Origin of the sequence: Streptomyces sp. MnatMP-M17, from assembly GCF_900091995.1 — a bacterium.
In the GTDB taxonomy this organism is placed as follows: domain Bacteria; phylum Actinomycetota; class Actinomycetes; order Streptomycetales; family Streptomycetaceae; genus Streptomyces.
Window position 1 is genome coordinate 1 of record NZ_FMDK01001044.1, and the last position, 2,329, is coordinate 2,329.

Here is a 2,329-nt window from a genome sequence, read left to right on the forward strand (position 1 = left end):
CCCGTCCCGCCGGTGCGTGCCGCACCGGCGGGAGCCGCGGCGGGCTCTGCGGGGAGATGTGCGGAAGTCGACATACCTACGACGGTAATGGCCCGGCGCCGGTAAGGCCCGAGGTGGGTCCAGGGTGAGATGGGGACAAAGAGCGTCAACTCGACGTTGTGTGACCTACCCCACAAGGGTGAGTACGGTGGATCCGAACAGGTGGATTGTGGCGTTTATGGTCTTGTGGAGAGCCGACGCGGCGACGCGCTGGCCGCCCGCTTGACCGGAAACCCCGAGTACCGGTGGACTAAAGTGGCGGAAGTCCCGGGCACGTCCCGGACACATTCCGAATTCCCCGCGAGTGCGGCGTACGTGCGGCTCGGCCTCCTCCCGCTCGACGGTCGGCCGACGCCCTTTCCGGCGCCGGCGGACCATCTCCCCTTCTGAGCGGGCGGTGACCAGGCAGTACGTACCGCCGCGCCGGACCTGAGAGGGCGCATGAGCGAGCGCAGCGAGCGAGTCACGGAAGGCCGCGCGCCCGCGGAACACCGGCCGGGAACACCGGGAACCTCCGCCGGTCCCCGCGAGGACGGCCCCCGCGAGGAGCGGGTATGAACCAGGTCCGGCATGTCCCGGTGATGCTCCGGCGGTGCCTCGATCTGCTGGCACCCGCGCTCGACGGGCCCGGCGCGGTCGTCGTGGACTGCACACTCGGCCTCGGCGGTCACAGCGAGGCGCTGCTCAGCGCCTTCCCCGGCGTACGGCTGATCGCGCTCGACCGCGACCAGGAGGCGCTGCGGCTCTCCGGCGAGCGGCTCGCCCCGTACGCGGACCGCGCCACTCTTGTGCACGCCGTCTACGACGAACTGCCCGAGGTGCTCGACAAGCTGGGCATCTCCCGTGTCCAGGGCGTCCTCTTCGACCTCGGCGTCTCCTCCATGCAGCTCGACGAGGCGGAGCGTGGCTTCGCCTACGCCCAGGACTCGCCGCTCGACATGCGGATGGACCAGACGGCGGGAGTCAGCGCCGCCGAGGTCCTCAACACCTATCCGCCCGGCGAGCTGGTGCGGATCCTGCGTGCGTACGGCGAGGAGAAGCAGGCCAAGCGGATCGTCTCGGCGGTCGTCAGGGAGCGTGAGAAGGAGCCCTTCACCCACAGCGCCCGGCTGGTCGAACTGATCCGTGACGCCCTGCCGCAGGCCGCCAAGCGCACCGGCGGCAACCCGGCCAAACGCACCTTCCAGGCCCTGCGCATCGAGGTCAACGGAGAGCTGGCCGTCCTGGAGCGGGCCATCCCGGCGGCCGTGGGAAGCCTCGCCGTCGGCGGCCGGATCGCCGTCCTCTCCTACCACTCGCTGGAGGACCGCCTCGTCAAGCAGGTCTTCGCGGCGGGCGCGGCCACCACCGCGCCGCCCGGACTGCCCGTCGTCCCCGAGCGCTACCAGCCCCGGCTGAAACTGCTCACGCGCGGCGCCGAACTTCCTACGGAGGAAGAGGTCGCCGAGAACCGCCGGGCGGCTCCGGCCCGGCTGCGAGGAGCGCAGCGGATCCGGGAGGACGTCCGGTGAGCGGACCGGCCAAGGAGCTGAAGGGGCGGGCGGCCCGGCTCGCCCAGCTCATGCCCGCCGGATCCAGCTCGGCGGCCCGCACTCCCTTCGTCCTGCTGGTCGTACTGCTCCTCGGCGGCGGACTGATCACTCTGCTGCTGCTGAACTCCTCCCTCAACGAGGGCTCGTTCCGGCTGAGCGAACTCAAGAAGCGGACCACCGACCTCACCGACGAACAGCAGGCCCTCCAGAAGGACGTGGACGCCTACTCCGCGCCGTACGCCCTGGAGCGGCGGGCCCGTGAGCTGGGCATGGTGCCCGGCGGCAGCCCGGCCTTTCTCAATCCCGACGGTACGGTCCGGGGAGTCGCCGGGAGTGACGCGAAGAGCTCGGCGGAGCCTTCCGCACAGCTCACACAGCCCTCCGTGCGGCCGTCGGCCATGGAGCAGGTACCGCCGACGGCTCCCGTGCCGACGCCCGTCGTCCCCGTCGTCCCCGCCGCCTCGGCTCCGGCGCTCTCGCCGGTCCCCGTACCTCCCGTACCGGTCCTGCCCTCGGCCACGGCGCCGGCCGCGGCCGGGCCGTCCCTGCCGGTGCCTCAGGTCTCTCCGTACGCCTCCACGGGTGTACGGCAGGCTCCCGCGCCGGCCCCAGGCACTCCGGCCCCGACAACCTCCGGCAGGTGACCCAGTGCCCTCCAAGGAACCACCGCGCCGCCGGGTGCCCGGTCCCGCGCGCTCGGGCAGCTCCGCCCGCTCCGGCAGTCCGGCGCGCTCGGGCGGCGCGGGCCGGAACCGGCC

2 protein-coding genes are annotated in these 2,329 nt (G+C 72.5%); both read left to right on the forward strand.

All coding sequences use genetic code 11. The features are described from left to right. The first annotated feature begins 593 nt into the window (after positions 1 to 593). The gene (gene rsmH / locus GA0115259_RS35620) at positions 594 to 1,550 is read left to right on the forward strand and encodes a 16S rRNA (cytosine(1402)-N(4))-methyltransferase RsmH (RefSeq protein ID WP_093604525.1); all 957 of its coding nucleotides are present in this window, start codon (positions 594 to 596) and stop codon (positions 1,548 to 1,550) included. Next, on the forward strand, positions 1,547 to 2,215 hold the full coding sequence (locus GA0115259_RS35625; RefSeq protein WP_256098289.1) for a cell division protein FtsL: 669 nt from the start codon (positions 1,547 to 1,549) through the stop codon (positions 2,213 to 2,215). Before rsmH ends, GA0115259_RS35625 begins: the two co-directional genes overlap by 4 nt. The last annotated feature ends 114 nt before the right edge of the window (positions 2,216 to 2,329 follow it).

Coding starts and splice junctions, on each gene's coding strand:
- rsmH (WP_093604525.1), top strand. CDS start 594: ATGAACCAGGTCCGGCATGTCCCGGTGATGCTCCGGCGGTGCCTCGAT.